Annotated in this window: 16 protein-coding genes; 6 read left to right on the forward strand and 10 right to left on the reverse strand. The window is 61.5% G+C overall.

Annotation, left to right across the window (positions count from 1 at the left end; translation table 11 throughout):
- Nucleotides 1-55 precede the first annotated feature (55 nt).
- Nucleotides 56-481 (reverse strand): hypothetical protein, encoded by a 426-nt coding sequence (locus tag M0639_RS09715; RefSeq protein WP_231915133.1) that lies wholly within the window; start codon nt 479-481, stop codon nt 56-58.
- A gap of 76 nt (nt 482-557) precedes the next feature.
- On the opposite strand from M0639_RS09715, the gene M0639_RS09720 reads away from it, so the two are divergent.
- Complete coding sequence (locus M0639_RS09720; protein WP_050656866.1) at nt 558-1,139, forward strand: GNAT family N-acetyltransferase; 582 nt, start codon at nt 558-560, stop codon at nt 1,137-1,139.
- Between the two features lie 13 nt (nt 1,140-1,152).
- Here the strand turns inward: M0639_RS09720 and M0639_RS09725 are convergent, their stop codons facing one another.
- On the reverse strand, nt 1,153-1,767 hold the full coding sequence (locus tag M0639_RS09725) for an NAD(P)H-dependent oxidoreductase (RefSeq protein WP_042923456.1): 615 nt from the start codon (nt 1,765-1,767) through the stop codon (nt 1,153-1,155).
- A 76-nt stretch (nt 1,768-1,843) separates the two neighbouring features.
- On the opposite strand from M0639_RS09725, the gene M0639_RS09730 reads away from it, so the two are divergent.
- On the forward strand, nt 1,844-2,419 hold the full coding sequence (locus M0639_RS09730; RefSeq protein ID WP_054828062.1) for a TetR/AcrR family transcriptional regulator: 576 nt from the start codon (nt 1,844-1,846) through the stop codon (nt 2,417-2,419).
- Between the two features lie 2 nt (nt 2,420-2,421).
- Here the strand turns inward: M0639_RS09730 and M0639_RS09735 are convergent, their stop codons facing one another.
- Complete coding sequence (locus M0639_RS09735) at nt 2,422-3,345, reverse strand: LysR family transcriptional regulator (RefSeq protein ID WP_064073916.1); 924 nt, start codon at nt 3,343-3,345, stop codon at nt 2,422-2,424.
- Nucleotides 3,346-3,426: 81 nt separating this feature from the next.
- On the opposite strand from M0639_RS09735, the gene M0639_RS09740 reads away from it, so the two are divergent.
- Together M0639_RS09740 and M0639_RS09745 are read left to right on the forward strand one after the other, a co-directional pair.
- A complete protein-coding gene (locus tag M0639_RS09740; protein WP_007727455.1) occupies nt 3,427-4,416 on the forward strand; it encodes a threonine ammonia-lyase in 990 nt (329 codons plus the stop codon).
- A 153-nt stretch (nt 4,417-4,569) separates the two neighbouring features.
- Nucleotides 4,570-6,195, forward strand: a complete 1,626-nt coding sequence (locus tag M0639_RS09745) for an N-acyl-D-amino-acid deacylase family protein (RefSeq protein ID WP_064073915.1) — start codon at nt 4,570-4,572, stop codon at nt 6,193-6,195.
- Nucleotides 6,196-6,288: 93 nt separating this feature from the next.
- Here the strand turns inward: M0639_RS09745 and M0639_RS09750 are convergent, their stop codons facing one another.
- From M0639_RS09750 to M0639_RS09765, 4 genes are all read right to left on the reverse strand, one after another.
- Entirely contained in the window at nt 6,289-7,440 is a 1,152-nt protein-coding gene (locus M0639_RS09750) for an MFS transporter (protein WP_223304655.1), read from the reverse strand.
- Between the two features lie 286 nt (nt 7,441-7,726).
- Nucleotides 7,727-8,923 carry a serine hydrolase domain-containing protein gene (locus tag M0639_RS09755; protein WP_230359677.1) on the reverse strand — a complete coding sequence of 399 codons (1,197 nt, stop codon included), beginning with the start codon at nt 8,921-8,923 and terminating at the stop codon, nt 7,727-7,729.
- 99 nt (nt 8,924-9,022) lie between these two features.
- Entirely contained in the window at nt 9,023-10,207 is a 1,185-nt protein-coding gene (locus M0639_RS09760; RefSeq protein WP_064075845.1) for a serine hydrolase domain-containing protein, read from the reverse strand.
- Between the two features lie 228 nt (nt 10,208-10,435).
- Nucleotides 10,436-11,521 carry a serine hydrolase domain-containing protein gene (locus M0639_RS09765; protein WP_230359678.1) on the reverse strand — a complete coding sequence of 362 codons (1,086 nt, stop codon included), beginning with the start codon at nt 11,519-11,521 and terminating at the stop codon, nt 10,436-10,438.
- Nucleotides 11,522-11,852: 331 nt separating this feature from the next.
- Here M0639_RS09765 and M0639_RS09770 point away from each other — a divergent pair, with 331 nt between their 5' ends.
- Both M0639_RS09770 and M0639_RS09775 read left to right on the forward strand, forming a co-directional pair.
- Entirely contained in the window at nt 11,853-12,992 is a 1,140-nt protein-coding gene (locus tag M0639_RS09770) for a sensor histidine kinase (RefSeq protein ID WP_082893251.1), read from the forward strand.
- A complete protein-coding gene (locus tag M0639_RS09775; protein ID WP_007727444.1) occupies nt 12,989-13,717 on the forward strand; it encodes a response regulator transcription factor in 729 nt (242 codons plus the stop codon). The genes M0639_RS09770 and M0639_RS09775 overlap by 4 nt, the downstream gene beginning before the upstream one ends.
- 96 nt (nt 13,718-13,813) lie before the next feature.
- Here M0639_RS09775 and M0639_RS09780 read toward each other — a convergent pair whose 3' ends face one another.
- From M0639_RS09780 to M0639_RS09785, 3 genes are all read right to left on the reverse strand, one after another.
- Nucleotides 13,814-15,808, reverse strand: coding sequence for an SDR family oxidoreductase (locus M0639_RS09780; protein WP_064074913.1), 1,995 nt, complete (start codon nt 15,806-15,808; stop codon nt 13,814-13,816).
- Between the two features lie 50 nt (nt 15,809-15,858).
- Entirely contained in the window at nt 15,859-15,981 is a 123-nt protein-coding gene (locus M0639_RS34940; RefSeq protein WP_003940840.1) for a hypothetical protein, read from the reverse strand.
- A 284-nt stretch (nt 15,982-16,265) separates the two neighbouring features.
- On the reverse strand, nt 16,266-16,733 hold the full coding sequence (locus M0639_RS09785; RefSeq protein ID WP_231915037.1) for a hypothetical protein: 468 nt from the start codon (nt 16,731-16,733) through the stop codon (nt 16,266-16,268).
- Between the last annotated feature and the right edge of the window lie 54 nt (nt 16,734-16,787).

Raw genomic sequence — 16,787 nt, forward strand, 5'->3', positions numbered from 1 at the left:
TGCAGTCCGCAGGGCGCGGTCGGCCAGGTAGGGCGTATGGCTGCTCCTGCTTCGTCTACCAGCCACAAACCGGCTGGCGGGACGAGACGGTACGCGCAGTCGGCCCAGACGTTGGCAGGAATCGACGAGACTGTTCGCGGAATGCATCGTCCACCGCGTGGATGTCCCCCTCGAGGCGTATGGAGTCGATGGTCAACCCACCGTCGGACGTTTCTCCGCGTTCGCATCGAACAACGGCAACGGGGCTGAAATCAGGAGGCGGGTAACCACTTCCCTCGGGGCGAAGTGCGATGCTGCTGTCGCGTGCCTCGGGGGCTACGAGCGCGGCGGTGATATCGGGGGCGAGGCAGTCTGCCCGATCGACCGCCGTCGCGACCGGTGGAGTGAAAGATTCATAGTCTCGAACGCCGGTCCAAACCAACGCAACGGCGACGACACTGACGACGACGATAAAGACCCCAGCTGTGAATCGTCCACTCATACATCGACACTATGTGCTTTTGCGATGGATTGAGGCGAAGTCTCGACCATTGCGGGTGCGACGTAGCATCGCTGCTATGACAGTCGATTTGGTTGCGCCTGACGAGGCCTTGTGGGTGTCCTGGTTGGAGTCGCGTGACGAGTGGGGTGGACCGCAGGCGGATCAGCCCGGCTCGGCCTTGGGAGTTGCGCAACGTCTGGATCTCGACCTTGCCTCCCGCGATGGGTTCGGGCACTGGGTGCAGGAGTTGTTGGCGCAGCCCGAGGCGTTGCCGGGGCCCGACATTGTCCCGGCAACCAACTGGTGGATCGTTCGAGACGGCAGGTATCTCGGTGCTATCCAGTTGCGGCACAGCTTGAATGAGTTCTTGGCCGATGTCGGTGGTCATATCGGCTATGGGGTCAGGCCGTCGGAACGCCGGAAAGGGATAGCGTCGGCTGCTCTGGGGGAAGTGCTCACGTATGCCGGCGACCCGGTGGGGCTCAGTCGCGTCCTGATTACCTGCGACGAAACGAACGCGGGTTCGCGTAATGTTATCGAAGGGTGTGGGGGACTTCTCGATAGCGTGCGCCCAGCTGATCAGTTGTCGCGCAACCTCGGCCATTCGGGAGACACGCTTCGCTACTGGGCGGCCACGGGCCGGTCAAGCGCCAGTTGACCGTTTTTGACCGTCAACGGGAAGTCGCGGTCGCAGGGTAGGCGACACGGGACGCGATGCTTTCGCTGAGGTCGTGGATTTCTGCGGCGAGGACGTCTCGGCTCTTCGTGTCCGACTCGTGAACGAAGGTTGTCGATCCCAGTGTGGCACCGCAATATTCGATGATTCCGCGTTCGATCTGTGTCCGGAAGGCCTCGTACACGCCGTGTCGGTCGAAACTCTCGGCGTCGTCACCTGCGACTGGAATCAGGTGGACGGTGAGTCGGTCCAGTTTCTTCACGAATTCGCTTCCCGGGGTGAATTCGTACGCCCATCCGCTGACGAAGACTCGATCGATCCAACCTTTGAGTAGTGCGGGCATCGACCACCAGTACATCGGAAACACGAGAATCAGATCGTCTGCACGATCGATTCGGTCCTGCTCGGCTACAACGTCGGCCGGGGGAGTCCCTTTGCCGCGGAACAGGTTCACATCGGCTTCGGCGAATCGGGGATCGAAACTCTCGGCATGTAGGTCCGCGAAGTCGACGTCGCCGCCCAGGTCGCGGATCGCGTCGGCGGTAGAACGGGCGACATGCTGGGTAAGTGACTGGGGATCGGGGTGGGAGACTACGACGAGTGTGGTCATGAGCGTCCTTCGGTAGATGGTGCGCTTATGTACTAAGAGTAGGTTACTATTGGTATATAGCGCAAGGAGGTGTCCGATGGCACGTACGAGACTGTCGCGAGCCGGCAGGTACGAACAACTCGTGGAGGTGTCGTGGGCGTTGGTGCGAGATGAGGGTGCGGACGCGCTGACCCTTGGTCGGTTGGCTGAACGTGCCGGCGTTGCAAAGCCAGTTGTATACAGCCATTTCGCCTCTCGCGCCGCGTTGTTGGCAGCCCTCTTCAAGGAATTCGACGATCGTCAGACGGTGATGCTCGAGGAGTATCTCGATGCCGCGGATGAGTCTCTGAACGGACGCGCGAATGCCATCGCCGACTCCTACGTCGGATGTTCGCTGGCGCAGGGGCGTGAACTGTCGGGTGTGCTTGCAGCGCTAGAGGGTTCGCCCGAGCTGGAGCGGGTCAAGCGTGAATCGGAACACGCCTATTCCGAACGATGTCGGGAGGTGCTGACTCCCTTTGGTGCGGGCGGAGGACTTGCGCAACCTTCGATGACCGCAATATTCGGTGCTGCAGAGGCACTCTCGCATGCGGCGGTAGCGGGAGCGCTCTCGCCCGACGATGCTCGAAGCGAACTTGCCGCACTGATAGTCGCGGTGGTCGGCCGGACCTGAGGTCACCGGTTATCTTGGTGCCCATCCAATTCGACGCGCTCACGCATGGATTCGGATATCGCTGTCAGAGTTCTGACGAACGCGTCGATCGCGGGAGCAAGTGGAGGTTTGCCGTAGGTTGCGACGGAGACAGTGCGTCGCTCGCCGGGAATGCGGTGTGCGCGGATACTCGGGTTCTGATGTGCCTGGAGGGCGAGGGCCGGAAGGGTGCTTACCCCGCTTCCGGAGGCGACCAGGGCTTGGACGGCGACGTAGTCGTCGGTCTCGAACTCGATCCGCGGATTGAATCCAGCTCGATTGCAAGCGGTGAGGAGGTGGGCTCGGCAGCTCGGGCAACCGGCAATCCAGGTCTCACCGGCGTAGTCCGTGATCTCGTTGGCGGCATCTGCATTCCGCGTAGAGGTGATCAGGTACAACGGATCTTCCAGCAAAGTCGTCTGCGCGACATGCTTGAGCCCGACTTCAGGGGTGTCCTCGTGCGCGAAGACAACAGCTACGTCGACATCGTTGTTACGAAGCAGTGCAAGTGCTTTGGGTGGTTCTGCATCAACGAGGCTGATGGACACATCGGGGTACTGGGACGTGAACGCTGCCATCGCCTGCGGAATCAAACTCGCCAGGGCTGACGGGAATGCGGCCAGTCGTACCCGCCCGGCCCTCAGTCCTGCGTACGTCTGGACTTCGGCTACCGCTGCGTCGACGTGGCCGAGGATCTCGGTGGCTCGCCGAACCAGCACTGCGCCGGCGTCCGTCAGGCGCAGTCCACGACCCGCTCTCTGGAACAGTGGAACCCCGACTTCCGATTCGAGCTGTCGAAGGTGGTGACTGATGGAGGGCTGCGCGTAACCGAGAGAATCGGCGGCGGCTGTCACCGACCCTTCCTGTGCAACAGCGACCAGGACCCTCAGCCGAATTAGATCGAGCATGCCAAAATCATAGAAGATTTCGATGCTTTGGACGAAAACACGTTTTGGATCTATGAATCGGTGTTTGGCAGGGTGAATCACATGGCACCGGCATCTGATCTCACGGCATCAAACCAGCTACATCCACCCGTATGGGCAGACATCGAGCGTGCCAGTCAGGTCGTCCGTCGGCATCTACCGGTCACGCCCCTGATATCGCACCCGACCTTGGGTGCGGGCTCGTGCAGCCAATTGTTCGTCAAACACGAGAACGTGCACCCCACGGGTGCGTTCAAGGTTCGCGGCGGACTGAACCTGGTGGCAGGACTGGATGAGGCGACGCGGGCGCGGGGGATTGTCGGCTACTCGACCGGAAACCATGCTCAATCCTTGGCGTATGCCGCGGCGGGTGCGGGCGTGCGGTGTGTGATCGTCATGCCGGTTGGGGCAAATCCAGTCAAGGCTCACGCTGTCCGCATGCTCGGAGCCGAGCTCATCGAGCACGGTGTGAACTTCGACGAGGCACGTGCTCATGCCGATTTCATCAGCGAACGTGACGGCCTGCGTCTCGTGAGCGCCGCCAATGAGCCGGCAATCCTCGCCGGTGTTGCAACGGCCTACGTCGAACTCCTCGAACAACAACCTGATCTGGACGCGGTGGTGGTCCCAGTCGGTGGCGGCAGCGGTGCGGCGGCGGCGTGTCTCGTCGCCAGTGCGCTTGCACCGCACCTCGAGGTGTTCGCAGTGCAGTCTGAGGCCGCACGAGCCGCACATGACTCGTGGAGTTCCGGCACGTGCGTCGAGCGCTCGAACACCACCCGTGTCGAAGGGCTTGCGACCGGTGCCGGGTTCGCACTCACTCAACGTGTCTTGCGTGAACGCCTCGGGGGATTCCTGCTCGTCACGGACGATGACATCACCCTCGCGCAGCGGGCGTTGCTCTACGACGCTCACACTTTGAGCGAAGGCGCCGGTGCGGCCGCACTTGCTGCGGTCTATGCGCATCCGAACACCTTCGCTGGCAAGCGCGTTGCTGTTGTCTGCACGGGCGCCAATGCCTCCGAGAATGAGATCCGCGGGGTCGTCGGCTGACCGATGGCATGATCGGAACCATGGGCCAGTTTGGTAGGGCGGCACCAATTTTGCATCGCGTATGTGTGTCTGGAACAAGATTTCGCTTCCACGATTCAGCAAAGTGAACAGGGTCGCATCTCGCGACAGCAAGGCCACCGTGGAGGAGACGTGATGCTGCCGACAATCGTCGTTCGGGACGGGACTGTGCTCGATGGTAGAGGGAGCCCGCCCAGGAAAGCGGATGTTGCGATCTCCGGTGACACGATCGTGGAAGTCGGAACGATCGGTGCTGTGCCGGGGGCGATCGACATCGATGCTCGCGGTTGCATGGTGGCTCCCGGTTTTGTGAATGTGCTCAGCCATAGTTACCTCACGCTGCAGCAAGACCCACGAGGATTGTCGGACTTGTATCAGGGGGTCACAACCCAGGTCTTCGGTGAAGGCGTGTCTCTCGGACCGGTCACGGGTTCGATGACTCCGGCGATGCTCGGATTGGGCGCGATTCCAACTGGGGTGCAATCACATTGGCCGAGGTTGCATGATTTTCTCGAATCCTTGGAGACGAACGGCGTCGGTTTCAACGTGGCGAGCTTCGTCGGCGCGGCGAATCTGCGCATGGTGGTTGCGGGTGTGGACAATCGCCTGTTGAGTGAACAAGAGCTGGCCGAAGCGTGTGCCCTGCTCGACGAGGAGCTTGAAAATGGAGCTCTCGGAGTGGGTTCGGCTCTGATCTATCCACCCGGAAGCTATGCGGATTCCGGCGAGTTGCGAGCATTTTCGCAGGTGCTCGCCAGACACGATGCCGTCCATATCTGCCATCTCCGAAGCGAAGGGCAGAGGTTTCTCGAAAGCATCGAGGAACTGGTCGATATCGCTCGAACGACAGGAGCGCGCGGGGAGATCTACCACCTCAAGGTTGCTGGTAAGTCGCACTGGCACAAAATGTCCGAGGCCTTGCAATTGGTTGAGTCGGCTCGCGAGGACGGTGTGCGAATCACCGCGGACGTATATCCGTACGAGGCGGGGAACACGCTGCTCAGTGCCGCGTTGCCACCGGAGTTTCGGTGTCGTGACACGACGGTCGGGCGCACGCACCTGAACTCGACCGGTGTCCGAGAGCAGATCCGCGAGAGGATCCATCGTGAGGACGAGGACTGGGAGAATCTCTACGCTGCGTCCGGAGGCGCCGATGGGGTGACGATCTTGTCCGAGGTACCGGCACTCGGGATCCGAGCGGGGGAAGCTCTGGGATCTATTGCTCGGAGGATGGGGCATCACGACCCGGTAGACACCATACTGGCTGTTCTCGACGCTCTCCCCACAGCCGAGGCTGCCTATTTCATTGCGTCGGAGGACAACACGCGAACTGCCTTCGAGCGTCCCTGGGTTTCGGTTGGTTCCGATGCCGATGCTCAAAGCACGGAGACCCTTTTCGCGGGGCAACCCGTCCACCCCCGTTCATTCGGAACTTTCGCCCGTATTCTGAGCCGCTACACCCGCGGCATTGGCGGGCAATCAGTCGAGGAATGCGTTCGCCGAATGACCAGCCTTCCTGCTGAAAACTTCGGTTTGGCGAAGCGGGGCTACATTGCGCCAGGGGGATACGCCGATCTGGCGATCTTCGACCCCTCGCAGGTAGAGGATCTCGCGACATACGACAACCCAAGAGTGTATGCGACCGGAATGCGGCACGTTGTGGTCAATGGGCAACCGGCACTGTCGGACGGGGTGCCGACGGGGATGCTTGCAGGGCGCGCACTTCGGCGCTCGCGCAACGGGTTCGATGCAGTGAGGTGACGAGCTGGCACCGGGGTCAGCTCCGGATCGGCGAAGCGGCCACTGCCGGGAACGACCCTTCAGCGGCCACTTCGCCGGACCACGTGAGAGCCCTCAGAATTTCGCCGGGGTTTGCGGAACGATCATGGCCACCAGAGCCGCCGCAGCCGTCGCGCCGACCAGGACTCCGAACGCGGCCATGTACGAGAACTGGTCCACCATCCATCCCATCACGAGGGGGGTGATGAAACCGGCGAGCTGTCCACAACCGTTGATCAAACCCATTCCGGAACCGAGGAATTCGGCAGGCAATGCCCGCAACGGGAGGGCGAAGATCGACATCGAGCACAGTCCGCTGACGCCCATCGCGAGGGTTTGATAGAACGTGAACATCGCGACGGTATCGGTGGTAGTCATCAAGAACAGCAGAATGGCGGAGGTGGCCATGCACGGAACGAGCAGAATGCGCGCGCTGTCGTGAAAGTACTTGTCCACCAGACGTCCACCGACGACGATGGCCAATGCCGTGACGATGAACGGGATCGCCGCGAAGATTCCCGTATCGATCAGCGAGAGCCCCTTTTCGTTGAGGAGGTAGCTCGGCACCCAGGTCAACAGCCCATATCCGGCCATGTTAGCCAGGCAGAACAGAAGTGCGAACTTCCAGACCGAAACGGACTTGAATACCGCGGCGCGTGAGTGTTCACTGGCGAGCGGTTGCAGTGCGGCCTCCGGATCTTCCGTGATCTCTGTGTCCAACGGCGCCGGGAGCACCAACCAGACGACTGTGCCGATCACGGCGCCGACTATGGCCACCAGCCAAAATGCGTCCCGCCAACCGACGGCCATGAGAACTGGGGCGATGATCAATGGTGCGATGCCGGGGCCCAGGTTGTTTGCACCGATCATGAAGCCCATGGCCGTGGCGCGAGTTTTCGGACGGGTTCGCTCAGCCAGAGCTTTGAACGACGCTGCTGGGAAGAGACCCTGGCTGAGCCCGAACATCGCACGCATGACCATCAGCGAGACGAGTCCCCAGGCGAATCCTGTCAGTGCGGTGAACACCGACCACAGGATCAACGCAACGATCAACAGTGGCCGGGGTCCGAATCGGTCGGCCAGCATGCCGCCGGGGACCTGCCCGAGCATGTAAAAGATGGCGAAGATCGACACGACTCCGCCCAATTGCGTATTACTGAGGGAGAATTCGTCTCCGATCATCGGCAGTGCAAGCCCGATCATCACGCGATCTATCATGTCGATCATCCAGATCGTACTGAGCAGCCCAACAGTCATAGTCGTTGTTCGACGAATTGACTTGTTGTCCAATATGTTTTGTATCGACTTGCCGCCGCTATGCGAGGGTTCCTCAACTGTGGCGCGTTCCGACTTCATCATGCCTCCTGAATTGCGTTGTGCCGCATGGACTGATGAAGTGTGGCAGCGGACACGTAGGCCGCATTGGTCCGTTCGGCCAATAACCGACCGAATGTTTCGTCGGGCGGTACAGCGTCACTCGGGTGAGATTCCGGGTGACGCTGTCACCAGAGCTTTAACTGCACAAAGCTCTGTCCACGGTGTCTACGACGTGTTGCGTGGCGGACGCAGTCGTGGGAAGAGCAGTCACCGCAAGGTTTACGGCGCGCCCGTTGTCGGTGATGCCGCCGCGGGTCTCGTAACCGACTATGTCGCCGCCATGGCCCCAGTAGACCCCGCCGCACGAGAGAGTCCTGCTGGTGAGGCCGAGGCCGTACTCGAGTCCGGTGGGCCCGCCGACGTGGACGGTGGTACGCATCTGGTCGAGTTCGGCTGCGGGGAGCAGTCGTCCGTCGAGTAGCGCGTAGAGGAACTGGTTGAGGTCCGAGGTGGTGGAGATCAGCTGCCCTGCGGCCCATCCCCACGACGGGTCCATCTCTGTGACGTCACTCAGTGGGCTGTCTGGTGCGGTGCGGTGGTATCCCTTGGGATGGGGACCCCGGATGGTCATGTCTCCCGGGGATGGGAAGTAGGTGTCGCGCAGGCCGATCGGCGCGAAGATACGTCGATTCATCTCCTCGGCGAGGGGGCGGCCGGTAACCTTCTGTACGAGTAGGCCGGCCAGAATGTAGTTGGTGTTGCTGTACCCCCAACTCGTTCCGGGCGGTGCGTCGGCGGGGTGTTGGAACGCGACGTCGAGCAAATCGTGGGGGTCGGCGTAGCGGTATCTGATCTCTTCGTCATTGACGTGTATTCCGTAATCGGGGAGTCCGCTGGTGTGTTGGAGGAGTTGGCGGATGGTGATGTTGTGGCCGTCGATCCCGTCTCCGCGGACGAGTCCGGGTAGGTAGGTCTCGATGGGGGTGTCGAGTTCGATCTTTCCTTCGGCGACCAGTTGCAGGACCACTACTGCGGTGAAGGTTTTGGTGTTGCTGCCGATTCGTATCTGGCCGTTGGGGGGTACCTCTGATCCGGTGGTCAGGTCACCGACTCCTGCGGTGTAGTTGTGGGAGTTGCCGTTTCGGTCTTGGATGCTTGCGAGGGCGGCGGGTAGTCCGTCCTCGCTCACCAGCGCGTCGAGGGAGCGTTGAACCGCGTCGGACTCGGTGGAGGAAGAACCGACGGTATCGGGACTGAGGGCGGATGACGGCGAGCAGGACGCCAGCGTCATGGCACCGAGGGCCGCCGCGGCAACGACCGAAAAGGTCCGGTGCCGTTTGCGGTCCTGCCGGCGATCTGAGGAAGGGAAGCCCTTTCGAATATTGTTACGCATCAGTAGAACTCCTGAGGATTGGTAGGTTCGGGACATCGTTCGCTCGGGAAGAATTGTTGTTCGATGTTGCGTGCGAAGTCGTGCACGAACATGTTTCCTTCACTTCTCGCACATCGCTGCGTCGACAACTCGCTGTGCTGCTACGAAGGCGTCCTCGCTCATCGGGATGTGATTGAGGGTGAGAGTCACAGCGCGTCCTGTGGTATCGACTCCGCCCGAGGTGCCGAAGCCGGGAATTCCGCCGCCGTGACCCCAGATCTCCTTCCCGCAGGAGCTGTTCACGCGGACTAGTCCGAGTCCGTAGCTGTCCTGCGGGCTCCTGTCGAACGGCACGGTGTGTCTCATCTCGGCGAGCCTGTCATTCGAGACGAGATCGCCGCGTAGCAAAGCCGTGAAGAAAGTGTTGAGGTCGGCGCCCGTTGCGACCATCGCACCTGCGGTGTCGGCCCACGACACGTCGCCATCGGTGACATCGACCTGAATGCCGTCAATCGGGTGATAGCCCTGTGCATGAGAACCGCGGATCTGTGTCTCGCGGGAGGCGGGAAAATAGGTGTCCATCAGTCCGAGCGGATCGATTATGCGGGTGGTGATCTCCTGCGCGGCAGGGCGTCCTGTGACCTTCTCGATGAGCATCCCGAGCAGAATGTAGTTCGTGTTCGAATAGACAGCCTTGTCTTTGGCTGCCGGGCCGGGTGGAAGAGACATCGCGATATCGACCAGTTCAGTGGGGGAGAAGTGCTCCGGTGGTTGTGCGCTTGTCCCCACCAGCAGCTGGCCGGGCTTGATGTCTTCCGGCCGTGCTCCGCCGGCGGCGAGGTAGTCCGTCAGTCCACTGGTGTGCTGCAAGAGATCTCGAATGGTGACTCGGTTGCCGTCGTTCCCGTTGCCTACGACCGTTCCGGGCAGGTAGTGCTCGATGCTCATATCGAGGTCGAGCAGTCCGTCGTCGACGAGTTGCATGACGACGGTCGAGACGAAGGCCTTTGTGTTGCTGCCGATTCGGACCCGCGCATCATCGGGGATAGGCTCGCCGGTGGCGGTGTTTCCCATTCCTGCACGAATGATGCGAGTGCCCCGCGACGGGTCGGAGATCACGAGTTGTGCGCCGGGGATCCCCTGCTCGATGACGCCGTCGAGCGCCTGTTGCACGGCAGCGTCGCTTTGCCGAGTGGAATCAGTGGAGTCAGTGGTGTCACCACATCCGCTCACGCCCAATATGAGGGCTGCAGCGGTGACTGCCGGAAGCACGGTGAGCAGGGGGCGACGTCGAAGGGTGGTCATTGGTTGTGGTCTCCTGTTCGTCGAATCTCGTGGTGAGTTCCACATGCAGAGAACAGTATTGACGTGCGTACGCGTCCTCCATGGTGCGAAGTGCAGTCTCTCGGTGGTGCGTGCCGGAGCGTACGGGGTGTAGCTGGCTGCACCTCGGAGTCCGGCGTCTCGCGGCCGATACTGTCGGTTTGACGAGCTATTTCGGAGTAGGCGGCCTTTGGTGATTGACAGGAGGCCTCAGCGACAAAGGGCGATATCCACCGCGTGTTCGAGTTTTCTCCGGGTGGCGTCGTCGACTACTTGCATGCTGACCGCGATGTTCGCTTCGCGTCCGTCGTCGGTAGCGCCCCCGCGTGTCTCGTATCCAGGGAAACTGCCGCCGTGGCTCCAGGACAGGCCGCCACACGGTAGCGGGCGGCTGACCAATCCAAGTCCGTAGCGGGCATCGGGTCCGAAGGTTTCCTCCGCGGGGACGGTAGTGCGCATCTGGTCGAGTTGGGCTGCGGGGAGCAGTCGTCCGTCGAGGAGTGCGTGGAGAAACTGGTTGAGGTCCGAGGTGGTGGAGATCAATTGCCCTGCGGCCCATCCCCACGAGGGGTCTATCTCTGTGATGTCGACGGGAGGCGCGTCCGATGACTCCCGGTAGTAGCCGCGGGGGTGAAGTTCCGAGATCTTCTCGTCGTATGGTTCAGGAAAGTATGTGTGCTGCAGATCGATCGGCGCGAAGATTCGCCGGTTCATCTCCTCGGCGAGGGGTTTTTCAGTGATCTTCTGTACGAGTAGGCCAGCGAGGACGTAGTTGGTGTTGCTGTACTTCCAACTCGTTCCGGGGGCGAAGTCGGCAGGATGTTCGAGCGCGATGTCGAGAAGTTCGCGTGGGTCGTAATATCGGACTTCGTCTTCCAGGTAGTTGCTGTAGTTGGGGAGTCCGCTGGTGTGTTGGAGGAGTTGGCGGATGGTGATGTTGTGGCCGTCGATCCCGTCTCCGCGGACGAGTCCGGGTAGGTAGGTCTCGATGGGGGTGTCGAGTTCGATCTTTCCTTCGGCGACCAGTTGCAGGACCACTACTGCGGTGAAGGTTTTGGTGTTGCTGCCGATTCGTATCTGGCCGTTGGGGGGTACCTCTGATCCGGTGGTCAGGTCACCGACTCCTGCGGTGTAGTTGTGGGAGTTGCCGTTTCGGTCTTGGATGCTTGCGAGGGCGGCGGGTAGTCCGTCCTCGCTCACCAGTGCGTCGAGTGAGTGTTGAACCGCATCGTGCCGCGCAGCGACGGTATCGGCGGACGACGAGCACGCACCGAGGGTGACCACGCTGAGAGTCATTGCGACGGAACAGAGGGCGCGGTGCCGTTTCCGGCTTTGTCTTTGGGGTGAGGGAGGCTGGCCCTGTCGACTGTGGCGGCGCATCAGTAGAACTCCTTGGAGAGATTGATCGGTCTGGACACGATCCTGTCTGCTGGAGGATTGGTCGCGCATCGCTCCGACGCGGGAAAACCATCTCCCTCGATCGGGGGAGGCCATCGCCGAGCGGCCCAGTCATACTTGTCGAATCATGATCACAGGACTACGACCGCTGATGCGGGGCTCTACATACTCAGCTGTACTTTTCGCCTTTTGTGGTGTGTTGGCAAGCCTGCCACTTCTGGTGGTTGCGATGTTGCCTGCTCTCGCGTGGCAATCCGCACCCGAGTTCGTCCGGGTGCTTTCGGTCCTGCTCATATGGGTGACTTTGGTAGGAGCACTCGGCCTGGTGCATCCTGTGCGACGCGCGCTCATCGTTACTGCCCGCCGACTGCTGCAGGTGTCGCTGCCGAGTCCAGCGCTCGGACACCGTACTCCTAACCTCTCGGACATTGATCGCTGGCGGGCCCCGCTCTGGATTGTCCTGCATGTCATGGTGGGTTGGCTGGCGGCGCTCGCGACCAGCGTCCTTTTCATCATGGGGATTTCGCTCCCGGGGAACTGGTTCGGCGGCACGGCGCGAATCAGTCTGTTCGATACGTCGGTTGACGTGACGGGTGGATGGACCTGGATCGTGGCGGCCGGCTGCCTCCTGCTTGCGGTAGGAATTTGTGTCCTGGTGGCAACACTGCTGAGATGGCTGGCGCCACGACTGTTGGGGCCGTCCACGGCTGAACGGCTCGCGCTGGCGGAAGAACGTGAACTGCAACTGGCCGAACGTAATCGGGTCGCTCACGAGTTGCACGACTCGATCGGACACACGCTCACCGCCGCCACGATCCAGGCGGCGGTGGCCGGCGAGGTGCTTGCCTCCGATCCTGCCGCGGCGAGGGCCGCCATGCGTAGCATCGAGGAGTCGACACGGGCAGCGCTCGAGGACCTGGACTACGTACTGGGTGTACTTCGCGAGGAGAGGCCTGGGGCTGTACCTTCTCGGACGCTGTCGGACTTGCCTGCGTTAATTGATCGGTTGCGGCATGCGGGGGCGGTTGTGGAGGTGAACCTGTCGGGTGACCTTTCACAGATCCAGGGGACACTCTCTCGCGCGGCGTACCGGATCCTGCAAGAGGGGACGACCAATGCTCTGCGGCACGGGGACAGCGGGCCGATCGAAATCACGGTGGCAGTCGGCTCGGAGAGCGTCGAGCTCAGAGTGGTCAACAGCATCGGGGCAGTGACCGGGGGAAAGGCAGACGTAGTTCGAAGATCAGGGCGCGGCCTGGCAGGTTTGGCCGAGCGCGTGCGACTCTTGAACGGTGAGTTCAAGGCTGGACCGGACGGAGCCCAGGGCTGGCGATTGAGTGTTCAGTTGCCGGTACGGGTGGCACGATGACCGAAGCCAATTGGAGTGAGGACGCCGCCAAACCTGCAAGCATGCCAGTCACCCTGCTGATTGCGGATGACGACGACGTTACCCGCAGCGGCCTGCGTATGCTGCTCGCAGCTCAGCCCGGGATTGTGGTCGTCGGCGAGGCTTCCGACGGTATCGAAGCAGTGGAGCTTTCGCGGCAACTTCGTCCGGATGTGGTGCTGATGGACGTGCGGATGCCGCTGCGCAACGGAATAGAGGCAACTCGGCACCTCCAGGCCGAGTGCACCGAACCGCCGAAAGTCTTGGTAATCACCACTTTCGAAAACGATGGCTACGTCACGGCCGCACTCAGTGCGGGCGCGAGTGGCTTCGTGCTGAAGCGGCTCCCAGTCCCGCAGATCGCAGCGGCAGTACGTGTGGTGGCGGCGGGCGAAGTGATCCTGTTCCCTGCCGCGCTACGCCGGATGGTTACGCCCCGCCCGTTGGTCTCCGCTGAGGCGTTCCCGAATGCAGCGCTGACAGCAAAGGAGGAAGAGGTATTGCGGTTGATGGCCACCGGGCTGTGCAACTCGGATATTGCTCAGGTTCTGGTTGTGAGCCTGGAGACAGTGAAAACGCATGTCGGGAACGTGCTGGCAAAGCTCGGTGCTCAGAATCGGACGCACGCTGTCGTCATCGCCTACGAGTCTGGTCTGGTGGTCCCGGGGTCAGGCACCGATACGGAACCCTGTGCAACTGGCGGTTGATTGCTTTTGTCAGCGTGACCCGGTGAGGATTCGCCGACTGAACCTACAGATCCGTTCCTCTTGCCGAAACGCTCCGAGGCGAAGTCACACCACCGGTCACCAGTGCGTACCGGGCACGAGTCGGGCGGCACGACGGCCGAGTTTGCGGATGCGCGAGCGCGAGTGGTGCTGTCGCGTCGGTGTTGCCGGAGCGTCTGCCGGAGTTTCCTTGTCTACCTGACCCTTTGCCGCCGGAGAGTCGGGGAATGCCTGGTACATCTGGTTGAGAATTCGGTCCTTGGTGTGCGGTGCGAACAGGGTTCCCAGATCGCCCAGGGTTCCGAGTGGTACGTCGATGCGTTTGGGACGGTCGATCAGCGCGCGGATCACCATTGCCGCAGCCTTTTCCGGGCTGGTGATCGGGCCGTTGTTGTATTCGCCGGTCGGAGCGATCATCGGTGTTTCGACCAGCGGCATGTGGATGGTCGTGAAAGTGATTCCGTCCGCCAGGGTTTCAGAGGCGGCTACGTCCGAGAAACCGTCGAGGGCGGCCTTGCTCGCCACGTAGGCCGAGAATCTAGGCGTTGCCGCCTGGACTCCCGCGCTGCTGATGTTCACGATGTGGCCGAAGCGGCGAGAACGCATGGTCGGTAACAAGGCGAGCACCAATCGCACAGCGCCGAAGTAGTTCACGGCCATCGTTCGTTCGTAGTCGTGGAAACGATCAGTGGAGTGGTAAATGCCGCGCCGGATGGATCGGCCGGCGTTGTTTACCAACATGTCTACGTGATCGTGTTCTGTCAGAATGCTTTTGATCGTGTGCTGGACCGACTCGTGGTCGGTGATGTCGCAGGGGTAACCGAACGCCTTGCCTCCGGCTGATCGAATCTCCTGTACTGCGGCATCGAGTTCGTCGGTGCGGCGTGCGATCAGGAGAACGGTGGCGCCCTTCTGAGCGGCGGCAATGGCCGATGCCTTGCCGATTCCGGAAGAGCCTCCGGTGATCAGAACGATCCGACCCACGAGTGGTCCTTCGGGACTGTTACGTCGTGCGCGATTGGGATCGAGGTTTGCGCGCCAGTACTTCCACAACACAGTGGAGTACGACCCGAACTCGGGGACCGCCAGTCCCGATCCGGCCAGGGCGGCAACGGTTCTCTCCGAGGTGAAGGTCGGCGCCATCGTCATGTTGTCGAGCAATGCTGCAGGCATGCCGATGCGATCGAGGAAGACCTTCCGTGCCGATTCTGCCGAGTCCATCGGCAAGGGCGAGACAAAGGGTTTGGCGATCACGCCCGGAAGGCTGAGTGCGGGCCGGGGTGCTCCGGCGGCCTTGGCGAGTCCGGCATAGATTTCGCGTACCGGTTGAGGTTTCGGATTCACGAGATGGAATGCTTCGCCGTCGTGGCCGGGCGCGTGCATCAATTCGACGAGGGCGGCGGCTACGTAATCGACGGGCACCATATTGGTTGCGCCGAGGTTGGGGATCGGGACGGGGAGTGCTGCAGGTAGTTTCGCGAGTAGCGCCAGTCCTGGAAACAAGTAGTACGGACCGTCGATCTTGTCCATCTCCCCGGTGACGGAGTTGCCGACCACGGCAGACGGCCGATAAACACGCCAGGTGAGGCCTTCTCGTTCTCGAACGAGCTTCTCGGCCTCGAACTTGGTTCGGTGGTAGGGCGTCGGAAAGCCTTGGCCGCAATCGAAATCGGTCTCGCTGAACGTGCCCGGATAGTCGCCTGCGACTGCGACCGATGACACGTGATGAAGGGTGGCTCCCAGTTTCGCAGCAAGTTCGACCACGGAGCGTGTGCCCTCGACATTCGTCGAAGCCTGCTCGTCTCCGGCGGTGATGTCGTAGATCGCGCCGAGGTGAAGGACGTGGTCGGCAGGTGGGGGAGAATCGATGCCCAGCCCAGGCTCGGTCAGATCTCCAATGAGCGGATGCACGCGATCGCCGCCGGGAATTGCCGACACCTGTTCTTCGAGTTTGGCGACAGAACCGGCTCTGACCAGCACATGGATCTGAGCAGTTTGATCACGCTCGAGCAGGAGTGGCAGTGCAGCTCGTCCGAGAAATCCGGTACCGCCAGTGACGATGTATGTGGCCATAGTCGGTAACTTACTCCAAAGTAAGATCAGCGGCTAGAGGGAAACGAACATCAATGCGTCATGACCCCGTCCTCGGCGTCGAAGTCGATGCCCGCGGAGATGATTCCGGAGAACAAGAACGCGACGGCAAGCGCAAGAGCGGGGATTGCAAGGATCCATTCGAAAATTGTCATGCTCCAAGTCTGACGAAATCAGCTTCGGAGAACATCGCCCTGCGGAGCGATTTAGACGATCGGGCAGTCATCCTCGAGGACGACTGCCCGATCAGGGAAATCCACTAGGTCTGTTGCTGAAGAGTTTCGGGCGCAGTGGGGTGCGCGCTCGTCCTTGCGTCGCGTGACGTGATTTCGGATGAGATGTGGGCGGCCGTTGTTCCGAGGGTGTGAAGGCCATGCTCCGTCCGCCAGTAGACCGGCGCACCATCGTCGAGGCGATGGAGTGGCCAGGCCGGCAAACCCTAGGCCGGTTCAGCGCCCGACAAGTCCTCGACCGCATACGGGGTCGTTCCTTCGAACAGAACACCGATCCCGAAAGGATCGGCCATCTCGAGCCTTGACTCAGCGAACCGCAGCAGCCAGGTTCCGTCAGCCCAGATCACCGCCTCAGGTTCGCCGAACAGTGACTCCGTGGCGTCCAACTCCACGAGTTCGGAGTGGCGGAGGCCGAACTGTGGCCCACGCAGCTGTTGACGCAGGTAATCGGCGGCGACTTCGGCAAACTCACCGAACCGGGCCATCACGGTCGCAGCGAGCTCACACACCGCAGACTCCGGCACGGTGGCCGGCTCGATAACCAGACTCACCGGCCTGGAGTCACCGACCCCCTGGACATCGATGATCGATGTCCAGCACGCCAACGAATCGTCCGAGTCGACACGCGAAAACACTGCTGAGCCGACCACAACACTCTCAGGTAAGTCATCCACGACCCCTAGTCAAACACGGCTCTCCGCAGGATCCCAGGCACTCTTCAGTGACAT

This window comes from Rhodococcus qingshengii JCM 15477, assembly GCF_023221595.1.
Taxonomy (GTDB): domain Bacteria; phylum Actinomycetota; class Actinomycetes; order Mycobacteriales; family Mycobacteriaceae; genus Rhodococcus_F; species Rhodococcus_F qingshengii.

Bases quoted from the DNA above. Each gene is read 5' to 3' on its own strand.
- M0639_RS09715 (WP_231915133.1), bottom strand. From the start codon at position 481: ATGAGTGGACGATTCACAGCTGGGGTCTTTATCGTCGTCGTCAGTGTC.
- M0639_RS09720 (WP_050656866.1), top strand. From the start codon at position 558: ATGACAGTCGATTTGGTTGCGCCTGACGAGGCCTTGTGGGTGTCCTGG.
- M0639_RS09725 (WP_042923456.1), bottom strand. From the start codon at position 1,767: ATGACCACACTCGTCGTAGTCTCCCACCCCGATCCCCAGTCACTTACC.
- M0639_RS09730 (WP_054828062.1), top strand. From the start codon at position 1,844: ATGGCACGTACGAGACTGTCGCGAGCCGGCAGGTACGAACAACTCGTG.
- M0639_RS09735 (WP_064073916.1), bottom strand. From the start codon at position 3,345: ATGCTCGATCTAATTCGGCTGAGGGTCCTGGTCGCTGTTGCACAGGAA.
- M0639_RS09740 (WP_007727455.1), top strand. From the start codon at position 3,427: ATGGCACCGGCATCTGATCTCACGGCATCAAACCAGCTACATCCACCC.
- M0639_RS09745 (WP_064073915.1), top strand. From the start codon at position 4,570: ATGCTGCCGACAATCGTCGTTCGGGACGGGACTGTGCTCGATGGTAGA.
- M0639_RS09750 (WP_223304655.1), bottom strand. From the start codon at position 7,440: ATGATCGACATGATAGATCGCGTGATGATCGGGCTTGCACTGCCGATG.
- M0639_RS09755 (WP_230359677.1), bottom strand. From the start codon at position 8,923: ATGCGTAACAATATTCGAAAGGGCTTCCCTTCCTCAGATCGCCGGCAG.
- M0639_RS09760 (WP_064075845.1), bottom strand. From the start codon at position 10,207: ATGACCACCCTTCGACGTCGCCCCCTGCTCACCGTGCTTCCGGCAGTC.
- M0639_RS09765 (WP_230359678.1), bottom strand. From the start codon at position 11,521: ATGACTCTCAGCGTGGTCACCCTCGGTGCGTGCTCGTCGTCCGCCGAT.
- M0639_RS09770 (WP_082893251.1), top strand. From the start codon at position 11,853: ATGTTGCCTGCTCTCGCGTGGCAATCCGCACCCGAGTTCGTCCGGGTG.
- M0639_RS09775 (WP_007727444.1), top strand. From the start codon at position 12,989: ATGACCGAAGCCAATTGGAGTGAGGACGCCGCCAAACCTGCAAGCATG.
- M0639_RS09780 (WP_064074913.1), bottom strand. From the start codon at position 15,808: ATGGCCACATACATCGTCACTGGCGGTACCGGATTTCTCGGACGAGCT.
- M0639_RS34940 (WP_003940840.1), bottom strand. From the start codon at position 15,981: ATGACAATTTTCGAATGGATCCTTGCAATCCCCGCTCTTGCGCTTGCC.